This is a genomic window from Paenibacillus sp. 11B, assembly GCF_030487755.1.
Taxonomy (GTDB): Bacteria; Bacillota; Bacilli; order Paenibacillales; family Paenibacillaceae; genus Paenibacillus; species Paenibacillus vandeheii.
The window spans coordinates 347,075-373,196 of record NZ_JAUKNS010000003.1; the positions used below are offsets into that span (position 1 = coordinate 347,075).

The 26,122-nt window shown below is 46.5% G+C and carries 24 protein-coding genes; 14 read left to right on the top strand and 10 right to left on the bottom strand.

Annotation, left to right across the window (positions count from 1 at the left end; genetic code table 11):
• The first annotated feature begins 107 nt into the window (after positions 1-107).
• Entirely contained in the window at positions 108-1,097 is a 990-nt protein-coding gene (locus Q0V21_RS16575) for an LCP family protein (protein ID WP_301879744.1), read from the top strand.
• A 156-nt stretch (positions 1,098-1,253) separates the two neighbouring features.
• Positions 1,254-2,516, top strand: a complete 1,263-nt coding sequence (locus Q0V21_RS16580; protein WP_301879745.1) for an acyltransferase — start codon at positions 1,254-1,256, stop codon at positions 2,514-2,516.
• Between the two features lie 42 nt (positions 2,517-2,558).
• Here Q0V21_RS16580 and Q0V21_RS16585 read toward each other — a convergent pair whose 3' ends face one another.
• On the bottom strand, positions 2,559-3,293 hold the full coding sequence (locus Q0V21_RS16585; protein WP_301879746.1) for a hypothetical protein: 735 nt from the start codon (positions 3,291-3,293) through the stop codon (positions 2,559-2,561).
• Between the two features lie 220 nt (positions 3,294-3,513).
• On the opposite strand from Q0V21_RS16585, the gene Q0V21_RS16590 reads away from it, so the two are divergent.
• Both Q0V21_RS16590 and Q0V21_RS16595 read left to right on the top strand, forming a co-directional pair.
• On the top strand, positions 3,514-4,461 hold the full coding sequence (locus Q0V21_RS16590) for a hypothetical protein (protein ID WP_301879747.1): 948 nt from the start codon (positions 3,514-3,516) through the stop codon (positions 4,459-4,461).
• Between the two features lie 54 nt (positions 4,462-4,515).
• Positions 4,516-4,758: an NHLP leader peptide family RiPP precursor gene (locus Q0V21_RS16595; protein ID WP_301879748.1), complete on the top strand. Its 243-nt coding sequence runs from the start codon at positions 4,516-4,518 to the stop codon at positions 4,756-4,758.
• 74 nt (positions 4,759-4,832) lie between these two features.
• Here Q0V21_RS16595 and Q0V21_RS16600 read toward each other — a convergent pair whose 3' ends face one another.
• Both Q0V21_RS16600 and Q0V21_RS16605 read right to left on the bottom strand, forming a co-directional pair.
• Positions 4,833-6,734, bottom strand: coding sequence for a sensor histidine kinase (locus Q0V21_RS16600; RefSeq protein ID WP_301879749.1), 1,902 nt, complete (start codon positions 6,732-6,734; stop codon positions 4,833-4,835).
• A gap of 163 nt (positions 6,735-6,897) precedes the next feature.
• Complete coding sequence (locus Q0V21_RS16605) at positions 6,898-7,179, bottom strand: hypothetical protein (protein ID WP_079349793.1); 282 nt, start codon at positions 7,177-7,179, stop codon at positions 6,898-6,900.
• A gap of 145 nt (positions 7,180-7,324) precedes the next feature.
• Here Q0V21_RS16605 and Q0V21_RS16610 point away from each other — a divergent pair, with 145 nt between their 5' ends.
• From Q0V21_RS16610 to Q0V21_RS16620, 3 genes are all read left to right on the top strand, one after another.
• Complete coding sequence (locus Q0V21_RS16610) at positions 7,325-7,486, top strand: hypothetical protein (RefSeq protein WP_173405245.1); 162 nt, start codon at positions 7,325-7,327, stop codon at positions 7,484-7,486.
• A 125-nt stretch (positions 7,487-7,611) separates the two neighbouring features.
• On the top strand, positions 7,612-7,986 hold the full coding sequence (locus Q0V21_RS16615) for a hypothetical protein (RefSeq protein WP_301879750.1): 375 nt from the start codon (positions 7,612-7,614) through the stop codon (positions 7,984-7,986).
• A 35-nt stretch (positions 7,987-8,021) separates the two neighbouring features.
• Positions 8,022-8,225: a hypothetical protein gene (locus Q0V21_RS16620; protein WP_301879751.1), complete on the top strand. Its 204-nt coding sequence runs from the start codon at positions 8,022-8,024 to the stop codon at positions 8,223-8,225.
• A gap of 172 nt (positions 8,226-8,397) precedes the next feature.
• Here the strand turns inward: Q0V21_RS16620 and Q0V21_RS16625 are convergent, their stop codons facing one another.
• Positions 8,398-9,606 carry an MFS transporter gene (locus Q0V21_RS16625; protein WP_301879752.1) on the bottom strand — a complete coding sequence of 403 codons (1,209 nt, stop codon included), beginning with the start codon at positions 9,604-9,606 and terminating at the stop codon, positions 8,398-8,400.
• Positions 9,607-9,863: 257 nt separating this feature from the next.
• On the opposite strand from Q0V21_RS16625, the gene Q0V21_RS16630 reads away from it, so the two are divergent.
• The 3 genes from Q0V21_RS16630 (at position 9,864) to Q0V21_RS16640 (ending at position 12,213) form a co-directional block, all read left to right on the top strand.
• Positions 9,864-10,511, top strand: coding sequence for a peptidylprolyl isomerase (locus Q0V21_RS16630; protein ID WP_301879753.1), 648 nt, complete (start codon positions 9,864-9,866; stop codon positions 10,509-10,511).
• Between the two features lie 492 nt (positions 10,512-11,003).
• Positions 11,004-11,261, top strand: a complete 258-nt coding sequence (locus Q0V21_RS16635; RefSeq protein WP_024632484.1) for a YqkE family protein — start codon at positions 11,004-11,006, stop codon at positions 11,259-11,261.
• A 157-nt stretch (positions 11,262-11,418) separates the two neighbouring features.
• On the top strand, positions 11,419-12,213 hold the full coding sequence (locus tag Q0V21_RS16640) for an SDR family oxidoreductase (protein WP_301879754.1): 795 nt from the start codon (positions 11,419-11,421) through the stop codon (positions 12,211-12,213).
• Positions 12,214-12,325: 112 nt separating this feature from the next.
• Here the strand turns inward: Q0V21_RS16640 and Q0V21_RS16645 are convergent, their stop codons facing one another.
• Positions 12,326-13,087, bottom strand: coding sequence for a YwaF family protein (locus Q0V21_RS16645; RefSeq protein ID WP_301879755.1), 762 nt, complete (start codon positions 13,085-13,087; stop codon positions 12,326-12,328).
• Between the two features lie 229 nt (positions 13,088-13,316).
• Here Q0V21_RS16645 and Q0V21_RS16650 point away from each other — a divergent pair, with 229 nt between their 5' ends.
• Positions 13,317-14,291, top strand: a complete 975-nt coding sequence (locus tag Q0V21_RS16650) for a ring-cleaving dioxygenase (RefSeq protein WP_301879756.1) — start codon at positions 13,317-13,319, stop codon at positions 14,289-14,291.
• Positions 14,292-14,400: 109 nt separating this feature from the next.
• On the opposite strand, the gene Q0V21_RS16655 is transcribed toward Q0V21_RS16650, so the two are convergent.
• The 3 genes from Q0V21_RS16655 to Q0V21_RS16665 all read right to left on the bottom strand — a co-directional run bounded on the left by Q0V21_RS16655 (position 14,401) and on the right by Q0V21_RS16665 (position 17,648).
• Complete coding sequence (locus tag Q0V21_RS16655) at positions 14,401-15,108, bottom strand: stalk domain-containing protein (protein ID WP_301879757.1); 708 nt, start codon at positions 15,106-15,108, stop codon at positions 14,401-14,403.
• 247 nt (positions 15,109-15,355) lie between these two features.
• Positions 15,356-16,201, bottom strand: coding sequence for a hypothetical protein (locus tag Q0V21_RS16660; RefSeq protein ID WP_301879758.1), 846 nt, complete (start codon positions 16,199-16,201; stop codon positions 15,356-15,358).
• A 169-nt stretch (positions 16,202-16,370) separates the two neighbouring features.
• Positions 16,371-17,648: a methyl-accepting chemotaxis protein gene (locus Q0V21_RS16665; RefSeq protein ID WP_301879759.1), complete on the bottom strand. Its 1,278-nt coding sequence runs from the start codon at positions 17,646-17,648 to the stop codon at positions 16,371-16,373.
• Between the two features lie 323 nt (positions 17,649-17,971).
• Between Q0V21_RS16665 and Q0V21_RS16670 the strand changes: the two genes are divergently transcribed.
• On the top strand, positions 17,972-19,405 hold the full coding sequence (locus Q0V21_RS16670; protein WP_301879760.1) for an aspartate ammonia-lyase: 1,434 nt from the start codon (positions 17,972-17,974) through the stop codon (positions 19,403-19,405).
• A gap of 159 nt (positions 19,406-19,564) precedes the next feature.
• Here the strand turns inward: Q0V21_RS16670 and rpoN are convergent, their stop codons facing one another.
• Both rpoN and pruA read right to left on the bottom strand, forming a co-directional pair.
• Positions 19,565-20,872 carry an RNA polymerase factor sigma-54 gene (gene rpoN, locus Q0V21_RS16675; protein WP_301879761.1) on the bottom strand — a complete coding sequence of 436 codons (1,308 nt, stop codon included), beginning with the start codon at positions 20,870-20,872 and terminating at the stop codon, positions 19,565-19,567.
• A 122-nt stretch (positions 20,873-20,994) separates the two neighbouring features.
• Positions 20,995-22,542 (bottom strand): L-glutamate gamma-semialdehyde dehydrogenase, encoded by a 1,548-nt coding sequence (pruA, locus tag Q0V21_RS16680; RefSeq protein WP_301879762.1) that lies wholly within the window; start codon positions 22,540-22,542, stop codon positions 20,995-20,997.
• Between the two features lie 244 nt (positions 22,543-22,786).
• On the opposite strand from pruA, the gene Q0V21_RS16685 reads away from it, so the two are divergent.
• Positions 22,787-23,710, top strand: a complete 924-nt coding sequence (locus tag Q0V21_RS16685; protein WP_301879763.1) for a proline dehydrogenase family protein — start codon at positions 22,787-22,789, stop codon at positions 23,708-23,710.
• A gap of 637 nt (positions 23,711-24,347) precedes the next feature.
• Positions 24,348-26,042, top strand: a complete 1,695-nt coding sequence (locus tag Q0V21_RS16690; protein ID WP_301879764.1) for a sigma-54 interaction domain-containing protein — start codon at positions 24,348-24,350, stop codon at positions 26,040-26,042.
• The last annotated feature ends 80 nt before the right edge of the window (positions 26,043-26,122 follow it).

The following is a 26,122-nucleotide window of genomic DNA, read 5'->3' on the forward strand; positions in this document are numbered from 1 at the left end:
CATATCGCCTGGTAGCCGAACTTTCGAAATCAAAGAGGACAATTCTCTTACTTTTTGTTAAACTAGTTTGGGTTACATAATAGTTCATTCATAGAAAGGTGAAGATTATGCTTAAGAAATGGTTATGGGGGACCTCCCTAACCCTGGCACTTGCCATAGCGGGTGTCATTGTATATTACGGATACTCGATCGTTCATTTTGCTAATAGCATCTCAACCGCTTCGGACACCTCCTCTTCTGACAACAACAAAAATACAGACACCCCAACTACCCCTGTTCCCAAATGGGAAGGGAAGGAACGAGTTAACATTTTGCTGCTTGGAGGTGACACCAGAGGAGATGATCCGGGCCGTTCAGACTCAGTCATGGTTGCGTCCATTGATCCGGTATCCAAGAAAGCCCATCTCTTCTCTATACTGCGGGATACATATGTTGAGATTCCTGGACATGGCAAGAGCAGACTCAATGCAGCCTTCTCCTACGGTGGAGCGGAATTAACCAAACAAACGGTCGGTGACTTGCTTGGCATCCCTATTCAGCATTACGTGTATACCGATTTTATCGGATTCATGGCGCTGGTTGATGCTGTGGACGGGATCGACATTGATGTGGAGAAAGACATGTATTATACCAGCAAGGCAGATAAACATATGTACGATATTGACCTCAAAAAAGGACTTCAGCATATGGACGGCAAGACTGCCCTGCAATATGTCCGGTTCCGGCACGATGCCACCTCGGACTTTACGCGTACCGAACGGCAGCGGATTTTCATGACTGAGCTGGCCAAGAAGATGCAAAGCACCACTTCGCTCTTCAAAATCCCTGATATATTGGAAGCTGTCGCTCCATATATCGAGACAGACCTCAGTCCAACACAAATGTTAAAACTGGCTTCGCTCGGATTTGATATTAATGTGAATGAAATTGATAAACAGCAGATTCCTCCTAACAAGCTGCTAACCAATGAGCTTGCAGGTTCTGCTCAGGTACTCGGTGTGAATAAACCGAAGCTCCAGGCATACATTCAGAATCTGTTTGAGGAAGATGCCAAATCTTCAGAGGATGATTCAACGAAGGTACAGGACTTGAACTGAATTAAATGAAAATGAAGCAATGATAACATCGGCTAATTTGATTAAAAGACGGCGAACGCCGTCTTTTTTTGTACCTATTTCCCCCATTTAATGCAGCCTTAATGTTTAGCATGTACCCTTAAATGATGAATTCCGGTTACAGAAGGAGGATTACAAGTGAATAAACCGCGAATCGTGGAATGGACTCAACTGCGCGGCCTTGCATTTCTCGCCATTGTGATGCAGCATAACATCGCTGAATATATATATCGCGCCGATATTGAACAACCTGACTCCGTCATGCTGACCATGATTTATCATCTGACTCGTTTTGGTACCCCGACATTCGTCTTTCTGTCCGGTGTAATGCTCTTCTACCATCACAGTCACACCAAACCGGATTACCCCCGGTTTATCCGCAAACGGTTTGGAGATATTTATGTGCCCTTTGTGGTATGGACGTTCATCTACTGGTTGTTTGTCCGGGTATTTACCCCTGAGTTCTGGCTTTCGGGTATGCCGGACTTCCGTAGTCTCGTTCGTGAACTGTTCCTCCCCCAGACGGGATATCATCTGTGGTTTGTGATTATGGTATTTCAGTTCTATATTTTGTTCCCCCTGTTTCTGGCGGGAGCCAAGTTCATTCAAAGACGTATTGAAAAAGTGACTCGTTTCACCCCGATGCAATCGATTATTACTTTGGTTCTCATAGGAATGGCATTATACACATTGCTTATGAAATGGTCCTACTACGATATGGCAGGATGGACAGCATCTCTACCACAGCCCTGGGCAGGCCTGCTTCAGTATCGTTCCTATTCATGGATTATGTACTGGTTCTACTTTTTGCTAGGTGCAGTATGTGCGTGGTCCGTGGATAGCTGGAGGGGATGGACTGCGAGGGCATTGCCCTGGATGGTCTGTCTGTTTATCGGAATGTACATCTGGCTTGGATACGATGTACTGCGGGGATCGGGGGATGTTGTTAACCTGAATATCTCAACCTATCTGAAACCGACGACATTTATTATCATCATGGCTCAGATGTTTATGTTTTATGGGTTCCTGGTACTGCTGCGAGGCAAAGATACCCCATTTCAGCGTCTTCTGACGTGGATTGGCCGATATTCGTTTGGCGGCTATCTTGTTCATGCACTGGTTCTCTACTGCATCGCGTATATTACCCGGCCACTTACGCTAACGGAATGGCATCTGCCCGTAACATTGTTGTCGTTTCTCGTCACCGTGGCGACGGCTCTTGCCATCAGCTGGGGACTGTCCAAACTTCCGGGTTCTCGCTTTACCATAGGATTACAACGGAAGAAGCGCCCAGGCCGTCGCTTGCATCATGCTGTTATTCCGGGCACGGGCAGAACAAGTTCACCCGAGCGCAATCCGTCAGCCAGCGCCAATCGCAGTCCGGAAACCAGCCAGTCTTAGTCGTATAGAAAAAGCGTCTCCCTTGTGGAAGACGCTCTTTTTTTACTTCACTTCTGTAGAAGCGGATTTTCCCGGTACAGGTTCGTGAGGACCAGGGGCTTGGTGTGCATTGCCCTTCTGGTTAACGAATCTTTTCAGGTCACCTGTCAATTGCTCCTTCAGCTTGTCAACCAGCTGCGTTTCGCTAATACCTTTTGCCTGAGCAATTTCAGCCAGGGACTTCCCGCTCTGAAGCTGCTGATGGAGCTGTTCCGGGGTGATGCCGATAAAGCGGGCAATAGCGCCCTTGTCCATCATCGGACGTCTATTACCGTGGTGAGCAAAATCACGTCTTAATTCCCGCAGTGGTGTATTGATTACCTTTTTCAGCTTGGTATCCATACCCGCTTTGGCTGCTGCTGCCTGCTCCTTCGTGAGACAGCCTTCTTCGGCTGCTTTATCCAATCGCTGAGAGAGGGAAGGCTTCAGCTTCTCCAACAATTGATCTTCACTAAGTCCCTTGCGTTCCTTAGCAATCTGAGTCAGCGTTTTGCCAAGCTCCATCTGTTCCTTTAAGTCCCGGAGCCCAATGCCGAGCAGATCTGCGGTTTCTCCAATCATAAACAGGCCGTGACCTGCCTGCATACATGGCTTGGTCTGATTCGTGGAGGAGGATGGTGTCGCCACATGATCTTCAACAGATCCATTTGGATCAGCGAATGCCGTATAGCCGGTTGCTGCTGTTATAAATACGGCTGCCAGTCCGGCCGCCATCCATTTCTTCCAATTGTATTTCATTTCTCTTCTTCCTTTCGTATGTCAAAATCCTGTGCTTTCTTAGTTTGAGCCTAACTTCCGCTTTTTTATGCCATAAAAATACAAAATGTCATTGTTTTTTTCACAATTCATCACAAAACCTCCTATTTTTTTCTATTCTTTTCCGGTATACTGAAAGTAACTTCATGATCTAGTCAAATAGTCCTTAATCACTTTATCACGGGAAGGGCGTAACCAAACGATGCGGAGAGAATGGTTTGATCCGTTTAGATCCGATGTGGAGGTGGTGTTCGCTGCGGCAGAGCAGCTGGTACAGAAATATCCTGAACCAATGTCAGAACATGCACTAGAACAAATTCATTTGGTCAATCCTTTGTTACGAGATTCGGGTCACAGCTACATCGGCTACATTATTCCGTTGTGGTTGCAGCTCTCGGATGGACTACCTCCAGAGAAAGCACACAAACTGAGTACTGCCTGCCTCATGCATATGTTATATTTTTTGAATCAGGATGAAGTTATGGACGAACGTCCCGAAGATGTGACACTGAAATTGTCACTGGGTAATCTGTATTACGTCGATGCCATCTGTGCCTATTCAGAGCTATTCAGCCTTTCATCCCCGTTCTGGACGTATTTCAGACAGTATGTCGAGGATTGGGCCATGAGCGTCACCGGTGAGAACTCCATCGATTATTTCAAGAGAAGCCCGCTTTTAATTGCCCAAAAAGCCGCCCCACTTCAGCTTGGAGCTGCTGGCTCACTGCTTCTTTTGGAACAGAAGCATCGCATTACTCCGGTATGTTCTGCCGTCAACATTGCACTGATGACTCTCCAGATGACAGATGACTTTACAGACACGAAACAAGATGCTGTGCATGGAAATTACAACAGCTTTCTCTCCCACATATCCGCAGCACTGGAACATAACTATCCGGTTCATCCTTTAAGCGAACGTGTACATGACAATGTATACAATACTCAATTCATGAACTCCTATGTAGACATTGCTAAGCAATATAACCTCAGATTAACATCTTCTAACTCGGGCATTCCGCATCTTGAAGCGTTTAATTCCTACTTATGCGACATGCTGGGACGTGCTGTTCAGGACATTGAACAGCACAAAAAAATGCTTCTTCAAGGCGGGTTTCATTACTGGATCAGCGAGAAACAACATTTGTCCTAATCATAATTGAAGAGCTGGTACAGTTGAATTTTAAATATGAAGGGAATGTTGACGATGATGGTATCAGAGAAAACGTTGCACGAGGATATTATTGAAAAGGCCTGGACAGATGAGCACTTCAGACAACAACTGTACTCCAACCCGAAGCAAGCGCTTCGTGAAGCATTTGGCATTGATATTCCTGAGCACGTTCAAGTCCGTACCGTTGAAGAACAACAGAACGACTATGTTCTCGTAATTCCTCCCAATCCATCCAAAGTACAATATGATGTGAATTGCGGACCGTGGAGAAGCTAAACGAATTAGATTGAATATGTGAATTGAATCAGAAGGGGTAGCGAACAAAAAAGCCATTGTACTTCTGCCGCTCGTCATTCGACGAACGCGGCAAAAGATACAACAGCTTCTGTTCCTACCCCTTTTGTGCTTGTAAAGCTGATCTGTCCATGCATGGCTTCAACGATACGGAAGGTCACCATCATGCCAAGGCCTGTCCCCTTAATTTTGTTCGAGAAATAAGGCTCACCAAGGCGGACCAACGCTTCCTCATCCATGCCTTCGCCGTTATCTCTAACATGTACCTTAATGACCCCATCCTGGGCATAAGCCCAAATATCAATCTGGCCCTGTCCTTGCAGAGCTTCAATACTGTTCTTAATAATATTAATAAAGGCCTGTTTGAACTTGGAAGAGTTCCCTCTAATCCATAGATCTGGCGGAATGTCGGTTGTTATTTTACCCCCTTCGAGATTAGCCATCGGTACAAGGATACCTTCAATATGGTTAAATTCATCTGCGATATTCAGGGAGATAATATGATCAAACTCTGGTTTGGCGAACGTCAGGAAGTCGGTAATAATGCCGGAAGCCCGATCAAGCTCCTCCAGAGCAATCCGCACGTACCCCTTGTTTTTGTTATCCTCTTGCTCTGTCATAAGCTGAAGGAATCCTCGTGTCACCTGCAGCGGATTACGAACCTCATGAGCAACCGACGCTGCCAGTTCGCTAATAATCTCCATTTTCTCGGATCGCTGTAATTCATTATTGAACAATTCCAACTCTTTCGAATATTCAAGCACTTTGGTATGTTTTTCAGCAAATCGGCTTCCCAGTATGGCAATAAGTGAGATAATAAAAGCAACCATCGACCATTTCCACCATATCAGATGATATGTTCCATTACGCTGGTAATACCACAGTAGTTCAGCAACACTGATTAAGGCAAATGTGCCGAATCCTGTAGCCAGCAATAGAGCTTCCCTGCTCCGTTGAAGCGCTTTGGAGATGGTACCGATCATTAAGATGCTTAACAGGATTACGAGAATGAATCCAATCACGTTCTGAAACAACAAACTGTAGAGCATGTCCCATTGACCGCCTGAAATAAAATCGATCATCAGGGCAGCTACAGCTACTCCAGAATAGATGACTTGAAATTTTCTTAGTTTGGTAAAGATGCCATAACGACCTGGTCCGATAATTTGTTCAAAAAAATAACAGAGTGCAGGCATGCCCATGAGCATCGCCAGATCAAACAATACGGAATACAGATTACCGTAAACCTGGTAGAACGTATATAAAAACTGCGAATAGGTGATAATCATCGTTCCGATAGAACCCATCACGATACATAGCGAAATCCACATCCCTTTATGGAACTTGCCCAGGAAAAATGTGCAGCTTAGCATCGTTAGAGCCGTGAATACAAAGGTCGCTCCCAGTATCACATCAAGCAGACCATTGTGAATGTACTTTTCCTGTAAGGTAGCATAAGACCCAACCTGAACCATTCCGTAGATGCCAAGTCTGCCTTTCTCATTCTCGGACCATATATAGAGTTTACCACCTGAATTCTCACTCGATAAAGGTAACAACACCGCGTTATTATCATAATTGTAATGATAATTCTCATACACCTTACGATCTTCCAGATAGATTACAATGTGATTTCCTTTAATATTTTCAAAACGGATTGCCGAGCTATCTTCGCTTATTGTAGGAATGGTCACACGAGTCCACAAGGAGCCTGTAGGAGCTTCAACACTGCTGTATTCCAGCTTTTCTGCACCTTGCTTCTCCCAGATCTCCTCCGAACCTTGAACCTCACTGATGAATCCCTGATCGTGCACGTTCCCCCATTTTACTTCCCATCCCGTTATGGATACAGGTCTGTCAACTTCTCCAGCAGTCGCTGAAACGAAGTCATGCGGCAAGCAGAGAATATTCAACATACTTATCCATAAGATGATGATAGCTTTGGGCACATTTTTCATTCACAGCACCTCAAAGTTCTTATTTTCTCTATCCCCAAGTTCTCTCATTTATCATTCGCCACAGTTTAACGTGTCACCTTCTTGGAAGAAAACGAAAATTCACAATTTAGTAGATTTATAGTTTTATTTCCATTTTATTGTTGAAACTGAAGTGTTTTGTCGGTTATTCCCGCAGATCTTCGAACTGGTTCACAATCATTTCGCGCTCTTTCTGTTCGATCTGTGTGCGATACTCCAACCACTGCTCCGTTTCCTCATCGTCATATATGGTCCATATATCTGAGAAAAGATAGTCCCTCAACTGGACAATCTGTCCTGACCATATCCCACCTACCCAGAACAGCCCGTCCGGACGGCGAATAACCGTACGTGAAAACCCGGGCGTAGACGCTTTTTGCCCGATTCGGATTCGAGTGATCATATTCCCCAACGTAAACCAATCCAATTGGAATTCCTCCCTCATATATCCATGTTTCATCATAACATACGCAAAAGATGAAAAGCTGTAAAATTGGTGTGTGCGATTCAATTGTCCCTGCCGGGTGTAATGGTTCCTCAAAGCAAACATTACCTTTAAGGAGATGATTGGAATGAATGAGCCACACAAAACGGTAGAGGTAGAGCATAAGGATGTCCAGTATAAATCGGATTCAAGTAAGGTTGCTTCCACGTTTATCAAATATGCGGCTTATATCATTATTTTCTTTGGATTCCTGTACTTTCTGGTCAAATATGTATTCCCCAAATTTTAAAGCATATTAGTTGGATTTATCATCTGTACATCTTTCACTTTCATTTGTAATCATATTTAGGGAACACAAGGGAATCCTTCACAAATAACCATCAAATATAATTTCACTGAAACGGAGTGTTACTTATGTCAGACAGACCGATCAGCAATGAAGAGAGTGAACGTTACTACGACCGTTATCAGAGGTCCCGTGATATTCCACTGGAAACCGAAGTCCCTGAAGGTGACATAGACACTTTTGATGAAGTTACCGGAAGACGTATCGAAACCGAAGATACAGTTAGCCCACCCATTGTAGCTTTAACGGCTGCAGAAGAACCCCAACTGGAATCACGGACAGCGGAGCCTTCACTCGAATCCGTACCTGATGCTGATCTTATTCAACCGAATAGTCCAGTGGATCCCGCCGCACCCGACCCCAATGCCCTTCACGGGACGGACCTGCTGAACGGCGCCGGAGCGGATGCCAAGCCGGAGAACGATATTCCACCACGACGTTAAGTCCTCATGCTACAGCCTGATTAGGAGGTGCAAACATGATGAAGGATGATCACAAACGACTCGCACATGAGCCGGAAAATCTGGTAACCGAAAGAGATATTGATCCGAATTTTGGTTTGTTCACAGAAGATTCCTTTCCAGAAGCTCTAGCGGATGAAGATCAGCTTGATGCTGTTGAACATGCCATTCCGAAGGAGAATGTTAACCGGAAAGATTCACATACATCTGAGGATCAATAGGATCGTATCGCACATTCAATGAGCGTAAAAGAAACCTCTTCCCCAAGAGGTTTCTTTTTGTTGTGCTCTTCACAATGATAAAGCGTTCATCCGAAAAAGAGATGGTCACCGTATCTCTACAGTGCCATCCCATTTCTCTGTTATCCGATTAGTCATTTAACCATTTCGTCTACTACGCTAAAGGTTTACCCGATCCCGGCAACCTCTGTTCCAGTCTGGACCATTTCGCCACAATGGCGGTAATTAGCAGCGCAAATCCGTTGATGATAAAAATCCAGCGAATCGGTAACCAGCCACCCAGAACACCACCGATAATTGGTCCCGCCATCGTACCGATCTGGGAAGCCGACTGATTCAGGCTGAATGCTCTTCCCCGGAAACCAGGTTCAGTCACTTGTACAATCATCGCATTGATCGCCGGGAACACCGCAGCGAAGAACAATCCATACACAAATCGCAATATGCCGAATCCGATATAACCAGTAGTGAAGAACTGCAGAAGGTTACCAATTGCCCCACCCACAAGGCCAATAATCAGCACTTTGCCATATCCGATTCGCGAACCAATCATACCCCAGCGCGGCGCCATAATGACCGTAGCTACACCAACTGCTGAGAAAATAATTCCCGAGCTAAGTGAAGCACGATCAGGCTGAATGCCCATTTCCATCACGTACACGGTCAATAATGGCTCCAGAATCATGACGGAGAAGGTACATATACCCATCATGCCAAGCACCGTAATAAACAATCGATTGGCCCGGGCTTCACGGATGTCATCCATCACATGAGAACGAGCCTTGTTCCGGTTGAAGTTCTCTTCTTTTACCCAGAAGGTTGCAATCAACGCAGAGACCAATACAACGATACTGGAAAATAAAAACGCATTCCGGTTGCCGTAATAATGGCTTACTACACCGCCAATTAATGGGCCGATTATACCTCCTGTTGCCCCGGCGGTAGACATGATGCCAAGCGCATACCCCGTCTTCTCTTCCGGTGTGTTCGTACCGACCAGTGCAATCGCTGCCGGTACAAACCCGGCGAGCAATCCCTGAAACAAACGAACCACAATTAGTGAATACGGGTCCTGCACGAAATAATTGATCAAATACAAAACCGCAAGGCTGTATCCCGACCGGATCAGCATTGGCTTGCGCCCGTATTTGTCAGCCAGTGATCCCCAGAAGGGAGACACCAGCGCACTTGCCAGAAACGTGATGCCAAAGGCAAGCCCTGACCAGAACTCCAGGTGATTACGAACGCCCAATTCGCCACTCAGAAACAAAGGCAGAAATGGGATGGAGATTGAATATGCGGTGCTGCAGAAAAACACACCTATCCACAAAATCACCAGATTACGCTTCCACGAGAAGTCCATATACCCGCACGCCCTTTCCGTTACTGACGACGGGACTGCCGTGTATTGGAGCGGACGGAACAGACCCGTACGTCCCTGACTGCGGAAGCATTTTCCTTATTTTACACCTCTGTAAGCATTTACACCATCCCTTATTACCCATAATATTCTGCCTTGCATTGCCATCTCGTCCGCAAAAACGGTATGATAGTTGAGGGATTATCCGAAAATAATTCTGACTAAATATATTATGCAGAGATGCAAGGGGGAACGTTCTCATGTCTTTTCGGTGGAAAAAAACAACAGCTGTGTCGCTGGTTCTAGCGATGCTGCTTATCGTCATTAGTGGTTGTGGGCGCCCTACAAGCGGCGCGACGGAAACAGTACCAACTCCGCCTGAAGGCCAAAATCCAGTGGCAACCATTGAAATGTCAGATGGTCAGAAGATCGTCATCGAGCTATATCCTGAAATCGCGCCCAATACCGTATACAATTTTATCTCACTCGCTAATAAGGGTTTCTATGACGGTCTGATCTTTCACCGCGTCATTCCCGGCTTTATGATTCAGGGTGGTGATCCAAACGGGGATGGTTCGGGTGGACCAGGATATACCATCAAGGGTGAATTCACTTCCAATGGGCACAAAAATCATCTGAATCATACCCGTGGGGTCATCTCCATGGCGCGTAAATCTGATAATCTGGACTCCGCAGGCTCCCAGTTTTTCATCATGTTAGCGGATGCTGATTACCTGGATAACGCTTATGCTACCTTTGGCAAAGTCACAGAAGGTATGGATGTCGTTGACGGCATTGCGGCTCAACAAATAGGTGAAAACGATAAACCAGTCACCGATCAAGTAATGAAAAAAGTCACTGTCGACACTCATGGTCTGGAGTATCCAGAACCGGTAAAAATGCCTTAACCTGTGGAACTGAACGAGTCGTCGTTCTGATTCATCCTATGTAAGACAAACAAAAGCTCTGTCCTGTGCGATTCTCGCCAGACAGAGCTTTATTTAATGTTAGCGTTTACATAAATGACTTTATAAAAAATGCCCTCTTCTGGCACGATTCTATATGCAGCAGCTCTGCAACCCGCTGTTCTCAATACATCCATCCCATCAAACGTAACCAACCGATGATCGCAATCCATAACGGACAGCTGAAAGCAACACCCCATGCAAGCCCTTTCAGTAAACTGCGGTTTACTTCCACGAACAACGACTCCTTTCTCCAGGGAATAGTCGCAGTATCGGTAATAATATATGAATTTATACCCGTTTTCATTCGTCACGGAACCCTCTATATCCTGCTTTTGTTCCGCCGTTTCATGGAATGGGTTGGGTGAACCTGATATAATATGAATACTGAACGATAATGGAAGCTGATTTATGTTTTTGAAAGGAGATTATTCCATGGCAAAATCCAAAAAACACACCCCTGCTCCCAAAGCAGCACAGGATAAACCGACCACATTAAAGGATCTGCTGAGCAGTGACGTGCTTGAGAAACTGAAAGCACAGGCTGATGAAGCCAAGGCGGCCGAGGCAGACCGCAAAGAGCAGGAACGCCTGCAGGCGGAAGAAGCTCGTAAAGCGGAACAGAAGCGGAAAGATAATGATTTTGAGTACCTGTTGAATAACAGTTCAATGGACTGGAAGAAACATAAATAACTTTGCAGCAATCCAGATTATCATGATATCTACATTACCGATACAGGGCCGTTCAACGGTCCTGTTTTTTGTATGGTACATATGATTCATCACTCTTTAGTCGGGTATGTAGAAATAGAGAGTATACTGACAATCTATACGATACGGAGGGATCAGGATGACTGAACAACGTTTGCAAGGGAAAGTCGCGATTGTAACCGGAGGTGGCTCAGGAATTGGTCAGGCAACAGCCATTCGTTTCGCTGAACATGGGGCCAAAGTGTTCTTGCTGGACCGGACCCCGGAGAATGCAGAGGAAACCAAAAAGACAATTGAGAACGCAGGCGGAGAAGCACACGTCATTGAATGTGATGTATCCAAACCGGACAACGTGCAAAGGGCCATCAATCAGGCAGCAGAGCAAGCTGGACAGCTGGATATTGTGTTTGCCAATGCGGGTATCAACGGCACGATGGCTCCAATTGAAACGATGGAACCTGAGGACTGGGATCAGACGATGGGAATTAATATGCGCGGCACGTTCGCAACCGTGAAGTACGCCATTCCCCATTTGAAAGATCGCGGAGGAAGCATTATTATTACAAGCTCCATTAACGGTAATCGCGTATTCTCTGGCATTGGCTTCTCTGCATACGCTTCCAGCAAAGCGGGTCAAACGGCTTTTACGAAGATGGCTGCATTGGAACTGGCCCGTTACAAAATCCGTGTCAACGCCGTCTGTCCGGGAGCCATTGATACGAATATCGATGACAACACCTATCCTTCGGACGATCTAAAAGAAGTACAGATCCCGGTTGAATTCCCGGAGGGGCATGAACACCCGCTCAAGGGTGAACCAGGAACGCCGAAGCAGGTCGCCAATCTGGTGCTCTTCCTCGCTTCCGACGAATCTTCCCATGTGACAGGGACTCGGATCTACGTGGACGGTGCGGAATCTTTGCTCCGCGGATAATACTTATATCAGGCTCAATGAGCAGTCAACAGCCAAACATCCCGCAAACGGACTGGATTTCCAGACTACTGCGGGATGTTTGGCTTTCCCATTGGTTCGAATTCCCTTTTAACTAGAGCGCTGAGCTCTTTCCTCTCTTCACTCGGTTATTCAGCCGCTCCGGAATGGCAAATAGCAGGACGTACATCAGGGAAAACATCACTGCTGCCAACACCTCTTCCCCAAGAATGTACAAGGGATAAGGGCCCAACAGGTCGAGCACTGAAGGGGTATCCGGTTTGTGTCTCAGGAACATATAATTGGCGTCAAGCAGAACATCCACACCGTACACGACCAACGCTGTCATATTCACAAATATCATTGAACCCAACACAGTTCTCCAGCTTGGACGAAGCTGTTCTACCCAAGTCATGTAGAGCAAGGCAAGAATGATACAAGCATGAGCCGTAAAAAATTGAATGAAACGAAAATGGCCATAAGCATAACCAAGATTAGGCGTTACGATTGCCATCAAGGCTCCTGCTATTCCTGCGAACAGCAATGCAGAATGCAGCAGTCGACTGCGTGTCAATAATAGCAGCGCCGATAATAATAGTGACAGACTGCATAACTCCAGCGGCAATGAAGTCTGCAGGCTCCACACGCCTCCATACACGTACCATAGTTGAAGCACAATCTCGCAGCCGAACATGACACAGGCCAGAGCAATGCGAAAGGTTCGGCGTAGGTTGGATGACGATGAGCGCAGCCAGTTTCGTAACAGGAACATCAATATAATCAGTGCAGCAATCAGACCGATCGCCCACAGGTGTGAAGTTGAAAATAGTATAAAAGGTTCAGCATCATAAGGGTCTAGCCACTGGGGATATGCCATTGCGCCTCTTCTCTCCTTCTCGTTACACAAACACAAAATATCTCTATAATGTTAACTTTTTCATTTTGGCATTGAATGAGTAGACTGTCCAGATGGAATTCTAAATTAGGATTGTATTTTAAATATCTTTATGTTAAGATAAATTCAAGAACAAAACACACTAAAAGTTAGTAACTTTCTTAACGAAAATGTTATAAAAATAGAATTAAACTAACAGGAGGTATTTATAATGCAAATCAAAGGACTTCACCATGTATCTGCACTCACTGCACACGCCGCTGAGAACTATCGGTTCTACACCAATGTTATGGGACTCCGACTGATCAAAAAAACAGTCAACCAAGATGATGTTTCGGTCTATCACCTCTTCTATGGAGATGAAAAAGGGAATCCGGGTACTGAACTTACCTTCTTTGAAATTCCGATGGCGGGACAAACACGCGAAGGCGTGAACAGCATCTCAGCAACGTCCCTTCGTGTGCCTAGCGATGCAGCCCTTACGTACTGGCAACAGCGGTTTGACGAATTTGAAGTCCCTCATGGAGAAATCACCGAACGCGGTGGACGCGCTACTCTCGCTTTTACGGACTTTGAAGGACAACGTCTGATTCTCGTCTCCGATGAACACAATTCAGGTGTTGCAGGCGGAAAACCGTGGGATCAAAGCCCTGTGCCTGCCGAGTATGGCATTGTGGGATTAGGTCCGATTCATCTTACTGTTAGAGATGCATCCCTCACCACACCAGTCCTTACCGAATTGCTCGGCTTCCGTCAAAGAGGAACGTATCCTGCTTTTGTCGCTGGCCAACCCGATGTGCTCGTCTTTGAATCCGGTGAAGGTGGTAGCGGCTCCGAGGTGCATGTCGAAGAACGGAATGACCTTGCTCAGGAACGCCCGGGACGTGGCAGCGTGCACCATGTGGCCTTCCGCGTGGACAATGAGGAAGAACTGAAGCAATGGGTGGAACGTGTGCATAACTTCCAGTTCCCGAACTCTGGTTTCGTAGACCGTTTCTACTTCCGCTCCCTGTATTTCCGTGAACCTAATGGTATTCTGTTCGAGCTTGCAACTGACGGTCCCGGCTTCGATACGGATGAAGAACTGGCTCATCTTGGCGAGTCCCTGGCTCTGCCACCATTCCTTGAAGGTCGCCGGGCAGAGATTGAATCCAGACTGAAACCATTGGATACCATGATTCGATAAGCAACGCTGAAATCATAGAAAAAAATAAACGATTATCGCTGTGCGTCACCCCGAGAGACCCGGCTGATGCTCCAGACGATAATCGTTTTTCACGTTCCATAAAGTCATTTTATTTGGTCAGATAAGATGTAGTCAGGGGTACAAACAAGGAAGAACCAGGCGTCTCTTCCACAATCTCTACAACCACAAAATCCGTTTTGGATACATCCACATCAACACCAATCAAACCATCTTCCGCAGCAAGCGATACAGATTTCAGAGTTGTATTATTGCCATCCATGACTTTAATTTCCTGGGAACCACCTACTGCTGCCAGCTCCAGATGTAATTTGGAATATTTTTTCTTCGTCATAATTTGGAAGCTGTTTCCCAGCTTGACCGAATCATTATGGAAATAAACATCTTTGTAATCCTTGCCCTTATAAGAAGTATCGGCGGGGTCTTTCGTATGCCAATCAGACGTTCCCATCACGGTTTCTCCGAGCGAACTCAATGTCAGTTTGTTCGTTTCCGTTGGAGCCGATCCATTACTGCCGCCAATAATAACGGAGGAACTGGCACTGTCATAACTGATCTCAGCACCCAACAGATTACCTACTGCACGTACAGGCAGATAAGTTGTTCCATTGTACGTAATCGGCAAAACGGTCTTTCCATTTGCATCCTTGGCTGTTACCGTTGCTCCATTCATTTTCAGAGATATCTTGCTGTTCAGATACGCTTTGATTGGCTCCAGTCCGGTTGCCGCCAGTGCCCCAGTACCGATTCCGAGCGTAAGTGTACCCACCATTAAACCCAGTACCACCTTTTTCTTCATTAAATATCCCTCCTGAAAGTATGAAATAAGATTCCTTTTACCCTTTATACAATTAAACCATTAAAGGGCTAATGTCAATTCTTTCTTGGTAAATTATTGGAATACCTTCTGTATTCGGACAGCACAAAATGAGGCTAAAGTTTCATCATTTTTTCAGCCTCACTCGGTTCCCTGTGTCATTAAGACAATGGGGGTATATTTTTTTGTCATAACTACCCGTCATTCCGCTCTTCGCTAATTAATCAAATCAATCAAAAGATTCATAGTACTCCTCTTCATACTCTTCCGTGCTGTACTTCAATTCAACAGCCTGCCACTCACCATCCTTAAGTTCATAGGTAAAGTTCAGATCCCCGTCATATAAACCCATACCGTATGCACCGGATGCTGACACCACCAACTTGCCATTCTCCACACTGTAATAAACAACACCGCCGAACTTGAGCTCCTTGTTATACACTCCCTCGCTTGTGTCTTCCTCCATCCGAGAAGGCTCAGCATGAACACCATCAACGGTAACGTTGATCGTAACCTGACCTGGTGTAACACTGACTTTCGAATTTACATGCTGCTTCACAATCTCATCCAATGATTGCATCTTCATCTCTTCCAACGTATTTGGATCGATAATATGAGCCTCGCCCAGATAGATCCCTGTTCCATGACCAGCTGTAAACAATACAACAATCTCCTTCTGGCCATCTCCATTCAGATCCAGTTCGTGTACTTCCGGTTTGTAAGAACCACCTTCTCCTTGCCACTTACTGAATTCTCGTTTCTTGCCGTTCACTTCCAACACCATTCCGTTATATATATACCCTGAGCCTTCGACTTTCATGGGATACAGTCTTACGTTCTCATTTTCCGGAGCAACCGAAACGTACTCTACCTTAACAGGGATCGATTCCTTCGTTGTAAACGCTGCTTCATTCATTGTTTCCATATTGGAGGCCGCGACCGCTGAGGTCTGGCTGGATTGATCATCTATGTTAAGCTGTTTTTGCGATTCATTCATGGTTCTGGCAGACGACGTTGTACTAATCGTAGCTACCGCCAAAATAATCATCAGCAGGATACCTGTCCAAGTTTTCAATATGCTGGGCTCCTTAATCTGTAGTGGAATACTACCATTATATCTTCATTTATCGCCCAAGCGTTGCGAATTTGTTAATGTTTCATAAAAAAATCTTTACATATTTCAGTTTTTACGAAAGAATGTTCGGCTTTAACCATAATAAGCAAAAAAACACCCCGGAAACAGCTCAAGGCTGCATCCGAAATGCTTTCGTTTTGTCCATTAATCGATCTGTTAACTGTCTTAACTCTTCCGCTGAGGATGAAATCTCCTGCATGATTGCCGTCTCTTCATGTGCCGCATCCATAATCCGTCTCGCCTCATCCGAGAACGATCCGGCTTTCCCCTGAATCTTCTTCACATGACCGTGCGTCTGTTCTACACGGGTGGTCTGCTCCCCAATTTTGGATCCGATTTCATGAGCGCCCTTCATAAACACTTCCACCGTACCTGTAAGCTCCTGTAACGTCTGATCAACAGAGATCGTGCGCTCGGATTCGTTCACAACCAAACCATGCTGTTCATGAATCAGTTGAGCTGTATCCTTGATTCGCTGCTGTACGCGGCTGATCAGCTCATTAATCCGATGCACCGATTGTTTGCTCTCGTCTGCCAGCTTACGAATCTGCTGTGCCACCACAGCAAAGCCGGATCCCTCTTCTCCCGCACGTGCAGCCTCAATGGAAGCATTCAAGGCAAGCAGCCCTGTTTCCTCTGCAATGTTTTTGACGGATTGAGTAATGGCTTCAATATCCGAGGCTTCCTTCTCGAGCAGCACCATGATGTCACGGGAACGATTGTGGGATTCCGTCAGCTCGTCCATTCCTTTCATCAGAGAAGAGAAGGTTTGCTTCGTATGATCTACCGAGCGTTCCATCTGACCGGACATCTCTGTCATACCAATCGACTGACTGTGCATACGCTGAAAATCGTTCAACATTTCATCTGCTGTAATGAGCGACTGATGTGAAGTCGTTTTCTGCTCTTCCACACCCACCGCAATATGATCCACCGCATCAGACATCATCTCGATCTGCTCTGCTGCCTGGGCGATTGCTTCACTGAGTGACTGGGCATTCTGCGAGGTAGTGCGTGTACTATCTGTAATATCGTTTACAATACTTCTCAGATTAAAAACCATTACGCGAAAAGCATCATATAATACAGTAATTTCATCCTGTGTACGCCGCTCTGGAACTTCAGCCGTCAAATCCCCCGATGAGATTTGTTGTGCCGCACGGGACAAATGTACAATTGGACGAGTCAACCAACGGGAGGCAAACCAGCCCAGAATCGCGTTCCAGCACACACCCATGATAAGTACGATGGAGATGTACAGCCAGCTTGGCATAGAGAACGAGAGCCAGTCCTGGAGGAAAAATATAAAAAAGCCGCTAGTTCCGTACGTAATCAGTGAAATCAGTACCAAACCTGCGACGGTTTTTGCGCCTAAAGTCCATTTCATTTTCACACCTCATAGTCCTTTTTTCCTATTTTACCAATAGATAACCAAATTACATGTGATTTAGATCACTGAAAACGACAAATTGATCATTGTGTAAACGTTCATGCATGACTTCATTCCAGTGGAGCATAATGGATAAGAGAACAATGCCCGAGTTGAGTTGAGAATCGTTTTGCCAAGGTGATATCCTGAATTTAAATTATTTATCGGTAAGAAGGGTGAAATGATTTAGCTTGGCATCCATTTTGCTTAAATGATATACTGAGTGCGCTTCGGCATTGCCGGAGCTGACCTATTTTTGGATGCCACTGGAGGCGAACGAAATGTCTACAATGTCCACAAGGACGGAGAAAGATTTTATTGGAGAAAAAGAAATTCCTGCTTATGCTTATTACGGAATACAGACGGTTCGGGCTGTAGAGAACTTCCCGATCACTGGCGTTCCTGTACACCGGGAGCTGGTTACAGCTCTGGCTGCGGTGAAAAAGGCTGCGGCAATCACGAATATGGAGCTGAAGATGCTGCCACGCAAAATTGGCGATGTCATCGTCATGGCTGCGGAAGAAATGATGAAAGGCCATCATCTGGATCATTTTATTGTTGACTCCATTCAGGGCGGTGCAGGCACCTCCATGAATATGAATATGAACGAAATTTTGGCCAATCGTGGACTGGAGCTGTTATTGCAGAACAAGGGTGACTATTTCCACTGTAACCCGAATAACCATGTGAACATGTCCCAATCCACCAATGACGTAATCCCAACTGCACTGCGTATTGCTGCGTATCGGTTGTCTGAAACGTTGCTGGATACGATGAAACGTCTGCAGGATGCATTCCGCAAAAAAGAACTGGAATTCAACGACGTAGTCAAAGTAGGCCGGACACACCTTCAGGATGCTGTACCTATTCGCCTTGGACAAGAGTTCGGTGCCTATGCACGCGTTATTGGACGTGATATTGAACGTCTCGAGTTCGCCAATCGTCGCCTGCTCACCATTAACCTGGGAGCGACGGCTGTAGGTACAGGTCTCAACGCCAAACCGGAATACATTGTCAAAGTCACGGAGCATCTGTCTGATGTGACAGGATTGAATTTACAAACGGCTGAGGACCTCGTGGATGCCACACAAAATACGGATGCCTATCTGGAATTGTCGGCTGCTCTGAAAGTATGTGCTGTCAGTCTGTCCAAAATTTGTAACGATATTCGGATGATGGCTTCCGGTCCACGTGCAGGATTCAATGAGCTGCGGCTTCCTCCACGTCAGCCAGGTTCGTCCATTATGCCGGGCAAAGTGAACCCGGTTATGGCTGAAGTGATCAATCAGGTATCCTTCCAGGTTATGGGGAATGACCATACGATTTGCATGGCCTGTGAAGCTGGTCAATTCGAATTGAACGTCATGGGTCCGGTTATCGCGTTCAATTTGCTGCAATCGCTTAAAATCATGAACAATGGCATCGACGTCTTCACTCGTTATGCCGTTGAAGAGATGGAAGCGAACCGTGAGCGTTGTGCGTTAATCATGAAGCAGAGCTTCAGTGTAATTACGGCGCTGAATCCGCATCTTGGCTATGATGTGGCAGCTTCCATTGTGAAGGAAGCACTGAAAACCGGGAACACCTTGCAGGAGATTATTCTGGAACGGGGTCTGCTGACACCGGAAGAACTGGAAGAAATTTTGCACCCGGAGCAGATGACTACTCCAGGGATTGCAGGCGAGCACTTCCTGCGTAATATGGAACGCTTGTAGGTTGATTAAGTTCAACGAATGAATATGCACATTGACTCTCCGATGACAGAATATCCTTCTGATCACTGTTAAATAAGAACGAGCAACCCCCGCAAACCGAGTTCATGGTCTGCGGGGGTTGCTCGTTTATACATTATGTTGTTTAACAGTACCACAGGGTCATTTTCCCCAACGTTTACGCTCAAGTGAAGGCAAAATCTGAAGCTCTTCCCTGTATTTCGCAACGGTTCTGCGGGAGATAACGATACCTTCCTTCGCCAGTAATGCCGTGAGTTGACTGTCCGAATAAGGGCGTTCCGCACGTTCAGAACGAATCAGCTCTTTCAGTCTGAGCTTCACCGCCGGCGCCGAGGCCATCTCTCCGTTCGTTGTTTCAAGACCTGAGGCAAAAAAAGCCTTAAGTTCAAATACACCATGCGGTGTCTGAACATATTTGCCAGTGACCGTACGGCTCACCGTCGACTCATGCATGCCGATGGCCTGGGCAATAACCGCCAGATTGAGCGGCTTCAAACCAGCAGGTCCTTCACGTAGAAAAGCTTCCTGTTCAGTCATGGTTGCAGCCAGGACACGCATCAACGTTCGTCGACGCATGCGTACGCTGCGAATAATCGCTCTTGCCTCAGCTGCCCGACCTGACCAGACCTCGTCAGCATCAATTTCCCTGATCCAGCGGCAACAAGCTTCGTTCAGGGATACACGCGGCACACCCGCCGAGTTTAACCGTAGTGAAACTTCATTGTTCCTTATTTGCACAACAGCATCGGGTACGATGTAATGTGGACGTTCCGTACACCCCATGGATCGGCACGGTTTCGGGTCCAAACGGGAAATATAATCGTACGCTGCCTGAGCCTGCTGTGAAGTAAGCCCCAGTCTTGTTCCCGCCCTGCCCGGATGGAAACGAACCAGTTCCTCCAAACCTTCCTCCACCATATGCTCCGCATGCTCGTTATCCAATGGATCACGCCTAATCTGAAGCAACAAGCATTCACGCAGATTGCGTGCGCCTACACCTGCAGGGTCTAACGACTGAAGGATCTCCAGAGCTGCTTCAGCCTCCGGCATGGGTACCTCCCTTGCCGACATAACCTCAGTCAGATCCATCGTCAGATAGCCATCCTCATTGACACAGCCAGCCAAAAATATAGCTGTTTTCTCCAAAGAAGGTGGGAGACTCTGCAACCGAAGCTGGGATATTAACAGATGTTCAAGGGTAGGTTCGGCCCCTTTTACCTGTAACAGCGGATCATGAGAAGAGAAACTCCCCACATGTAATCGTCGGGAAAGACGGGTGCGCAGGGCAGAGGGCTCTTCTAGCTCAAGCACCGGGTTTTCTTCTGCTGCCTCCTGCAAATAACGAGCCAATTCCTGACCCGACAAGGTCAGCAGATGAATGGATTGCTTCATCTCCGGCGTAATCGATAATCGAATACGCGCCTCCTGCACCAACTGAAATCCTAACATCCGTCTCCCCCCTTAAGCGATGCTCAAGCAACTCCAGTAAAACTGAGAACAAAGACTATTTTCAGGAAATGATAGCATAAAAACCAAGCGATTGTTAGCGGGCCCCAACCCCATTTTTCAACTTAATATTTCTCCGATACCAATTTCGCTTGGGTGAACAGCAGCAAGTAGTCTCTTCCACCTGCCTTGGAATCGGTCCCCGACATGTTAAATCCGCCAAATGGATGTGTACCCACCAGTGCACCTGTGCATTTACGGTTAAAGTACAGGTTACCCGCAAAAAATTCCCGTCTGGCTTGTTCCAGATGTTCTCGATTGCGCGAGATTACCGCACCCGTCAGGCCATAATCGGTATTATTGGCAATATCCAGTGCATCCCCGAAGGACTCTGCCTTGATAAAAGCCAGTACCGGTCCAAAAATCTCTTCCTGTGAAATCCGTGCCTGTGGATCCACATCGGCAATAATCGTCGGTTCAATGAAGTATCCTTCTTCGTTCCCTGTACCCCCACCGAGTACAAGGCGACCCTCACTCTTGCCGATTTCAATATATTCCGTGATCTTGGCATACGCCTTGTCATCGACAACTGGACCAACCTGGCTTCCAAATTCAAGCGGACTGCCCATGCTCAGCTGCTTGGTTCGTTCAATCACTTTTTGCAATACCTCGTCATATACATCTTTATGAATAATAGCACGGGAACACGCGGAACACTTCTGTCCGGAGAAACCAAACGCCGAAGCCGTAATCGATTCCGCAGCCAGTTCCAGATCACTGTCGCTATCCACAACGATCGAATCCTTGCCGCCCATTTCAGCAATAACCCGTTTAATCCATTTCTGGCCCGGTGCGGTGCGTGCTGCACGTTCATTAATTCGCAGACCAACATCTCTGGAGCCGGTGAAGCTAATAAAACGCGTGAGCGCATGGTCCACCAGATAATCGCCAACCTCATTGCCTGGTCCTGGCAAATAGTTCACTACACCATCCGGAACACCCACTTCTGCAAGCAGCTCCATGAATTTGGCGGCAATCACCGCTGTTGTGCTGGCTGGTTTTAATACAACGGTGTTGCCCGATACCAATGCTGCCGAGGTCATGCCGGCCATAATCGCGAGTGGGAAGTTCCATGGTGGAATGACAACCCCCACACCAAGCGGAATATAACTCAATTCATTATCTTCGCCTGCAATTCGTGTGAGCGGTTGCGGCTCACTCAGACGCTGCATCTCACGGGCATAAAACTCCATAAAATCAATCGCTTCGGCTGTGTCTGCATCCGCCTCCGGCCATGTTTTGCCTGCTTCATATACCATCCAGGCGGAAAATTCATGCTTGCGCCGCCGCATGAGCGCTGCCGCTTTGTACAAATAACGGGCACGTTCATTCGGGTCCGTATGCTTCCAGGTGTGAAATGTTTCCGCAGCGGTCTGGATTGCCTGCTCGGCAAGTTCCTGATCCGCCTGATAGACCGTTCCGACGACCTGATTTTTGGATGCAGGGTTTACTGAAGATAACGTGCGGGCGCTCGTTATTTTTAGTCCGCCGATAATAATAGCGTATTCCTGGCCAAGTTCAGCCTCCACCTTGCGAAGCGCGTTCTCGAAAGCTTCCCGGTTGGCCGGGACTGCAAAGGATGTGAATGGTTCGTTAACAAAAGGGATATTCATGAATGATTCCTCCTTCAGATGTGGGGGTTCGCTGGCTGTTTGCCTAAGTTGTGCCATGCATTTTACTCATCACCCAATATATGTAGCAAGATCCGTGCCAACTCCGGTTGAAGAATGAATATTTTTTGCGAAAAATATTTTTTTTCAAAGCACCGCCCGTTTTTTTCTGCGCAGATCAACCTTGGCATGATTATTGCTTGATAACTTTGTTATAAAGAAACATGATCCATAAGGAGGAACCCCGATGAGTATCGGAACGGAAATGTACCGTAAAACGCTGCTAACCGTCGCAGGTAATAAAGCTGTGGAGAATCTCTCCATCAAATACGGCAAAAAGCTGGCTGGCAAGTTTATCGCAGGCAATACACTGGAAGAGGCTCTCGAAGAGATTCGGGTACTCAACAACAAGGGCATTATGGCTACACTGGATCATCTGGGTGAGGGTATTACTCATTTAAAAGAAGCCGCGTTGTACCGGGATGAGTATATACGTCTGGTGGAAGGCATTGCCCGGCAGGGTGCAGACTCCAATGTCTCCCTTAAACCAACTCAAATGGGACTCGCGCTGGACCCTGAAGAGGGATATCGAAATATACGTGCGGTTGCCACTCAAGCCAAACTGAATAATCTGTTTGTGCGGATTGATATGGAGGACAGCCCGTTCACCCAAGCGACTTTGGATATTGTGCGCCGTTTACATTCGGAAGGACTGGATAATACAGGTACTGTGCTGCAAGCCTACTTGCATCGTACCGTAGAAGATACACGTGATATGATTCGGGAAGGAATCCGGCTGCGTCTGGTCAAAGGTGCTTACAAGGAACCTGCATCCGTAGCTTATCAGAACACTTCCGAAGTCATTGATCAATTCAAAACGATGATTCGTAATCATCTGGATCAAGGCGTATACACTGCGGTTGCTTCACATGATGACCACATTATCTCCTGGACCAAGCAATACGCGAAGGATCGGGGAATTTCCCCGGATGCGTTTGAGTTTCAAATGTTGTACGGTTTGCGCATGAACGAACAGGAACGCCTGGCGAGGGAAGGATATCGTATTCGTTGTTATGTTCCCTACGGTACCATGTGGTACCCATACTACACCCGTCGTCTGGCCGAGAAACCAGCAAATCTCTGGATGGTGCTGAAAAACATGTTCAGATAATTCTCCAGCTGGGTCAACATATATAAAATACAACGATAACAACAAAAACCATGCTGCCACCTTCTTTGAGGGCACATGGTTTTTTATATTTGCAAAGCATCCCGGAGCATCCCACTTTTTCTTCTCCTCGGCTTGGCTTGGCTTGGCTTGGCTCAACTCAGCTCTTAATGTCTAAAAAATGAGCATCCCCAATTTAAATTGTCTAATTTTCTGGACACCCCTTTTGCTGTTCACAAGTGAACTTCACTCATTCAGAACCTAATTGCTCGGAACTGCCACATAGATCATTCTGGCTCTGCCCACTATTGAGGAGTGAGATAAAAGAGTACAATCTCATTATAAATGTCAGTTTTAATGACTCGCATCTAACCTAAATTCCTGATTCGTCTATACGAATTAACAATTATTCCTAGACTATAGAAATGAAAGCGCATAATAAAATTGAATAATCCATCCTCCTCTCTTCCACCCCGATAACATGTATGCTTCATGTCAAAAAATATATACACACTTCATTTGGAAAGCTATAATATGGGTAACCATCATTATTCCAATCATTTCATTTGCAGACCACTTGTATGTGGCTCATGTGACTGACTTGGTTTCCGAAAGTTATGCTCTAGCTGAGGTGATTCCGATGAAACATTTACTTCCAAGTTTGATGTCCTTATTACGTACAGATATGAGTATCCTGGATTCGGGACTGTGCATGCCTGTCATCCCTTCAACAACAGGGCTGGCAGACGCCATCCCCCTATTTAATACCAGTCCTTATCTGTTAATTCAGGATGATGGACCCTCGTTGGGCTATATCGCTGTATCCGATGTTCTGCAAGAAATGATGCATGCTCATCGACTTATGGAAGCTTATTTCGAGACAACACTGGAGACGGCAGGCTCAGCTCTGACATTGATTAATGAAGATGCAAAGGTGACCTACTGGACATCGGGTGCGGAGCATGTTTTTTCAATTAACAAAAAAGATATCATCGGGAAACCGGCAGCGGATTTCTTTCCCCCTGATCGACTCCAATCGCTCAAAACGTTATATACAGGGGAAACCGTGTACCGAAAGCAGCACCAGCCAAGACCTGATCTGTTCGCCCTGATTAATGCACGTCCGGTGCAGCTCGATGGACGCATTGTAGGTGCGGTTGCCGCCGAAGTGGATATAACAACCGAAATTCGTCTTCATCAAGAGTTATTACATATGACATCCAAAGTTCAGCATCTGGAGAAAGCCGTTGCCCGTCTACGCCCGGATTCTGATCCGTTCGCCAGAATCAAAGGCAGTAGCCCAGTGATTAACCAGTGTCTGGAAACTATTCGCAAGATCAGTACCACCTCAGCTACCGTGCTCATTCTCGGAGAGAGCGGAACGGGGAAAGAACTATTTGCCAAAGCCATCCATGACCTGCGCGAACCACAGACAGCGCCATTTATCGCCATTAACTGCGGGGCTATTCCTGGTTCATTATTTGAGAGTGAGTTATTCGGCTACGAGAAGGGGGCATTTTCAGGGGCTGATCCAAAGGGGAAAAAGGGGAAAATCGAACTCGCCGAAGGCGGCACGCTCTTTTTGGATGAAATAGGCGAAATGCCGCTGGAACTTCAAGTGAAGTTACTGCGTGTATTGCAGGAGAAAAGTTACTTTCCTGTTGGAGGAACACGCATGAAACAGGCAAATTGCCGCATTATCGCCGCAACCAATCAGAATCTGCTGGGCATGATTGCCCGCAATCAGTTCCGGGAGGATCTCTACTATCGATTGAATGTCATTAATCTCGTCATCCCTCCCCTGCGTATGCGCAAGGAAGACATTTACGAGCTGACACAGACCTTCCTGCAAGAGTTCTCCTTGCTCTATAACCGTCATATTGAACTCGTTCCTCCCGAGGTGTTCAAGCTGCTATTTCACTATGACTGGCCAGGCAACGTACGAGAATTAAGAAATGTGATTGAGCGGATCACCATTCTCACCACGGATGGCGAGGTTAAGCCTGAATATCTCCCTGATACCTTCATTTCATCCATGGAGCAGGAACCATCCATATTGCAGGAGACGGTACAGCTTCATTCACAGCCTGAGCTGGAATCGAGCTTGTCTCCTATCTCCAGGAGCACGGACACATTTGCCGCATCCGATAAAAGCGAAATAGACGAATCTACGGTTTCTTCCAACCTATCCTATCAACAGAGGTTGGACATCTACGAGTCAGAGCTCCTGCTGCACTATCTGAAAGCCGCCGGAGGCAACAAAAGAACGCTTGCCCGGCAGCTTGGCATCTCCAGAGCCACGCTCTATAACCGCATGAAGAGGCTCGGTCTATGACCAGCCTCTTCTTTCTTTTCTTGTCGTTATAATGCATGATCCAACGTATTGTTAAGCCTCGATGAAAGATTCTTTCTATT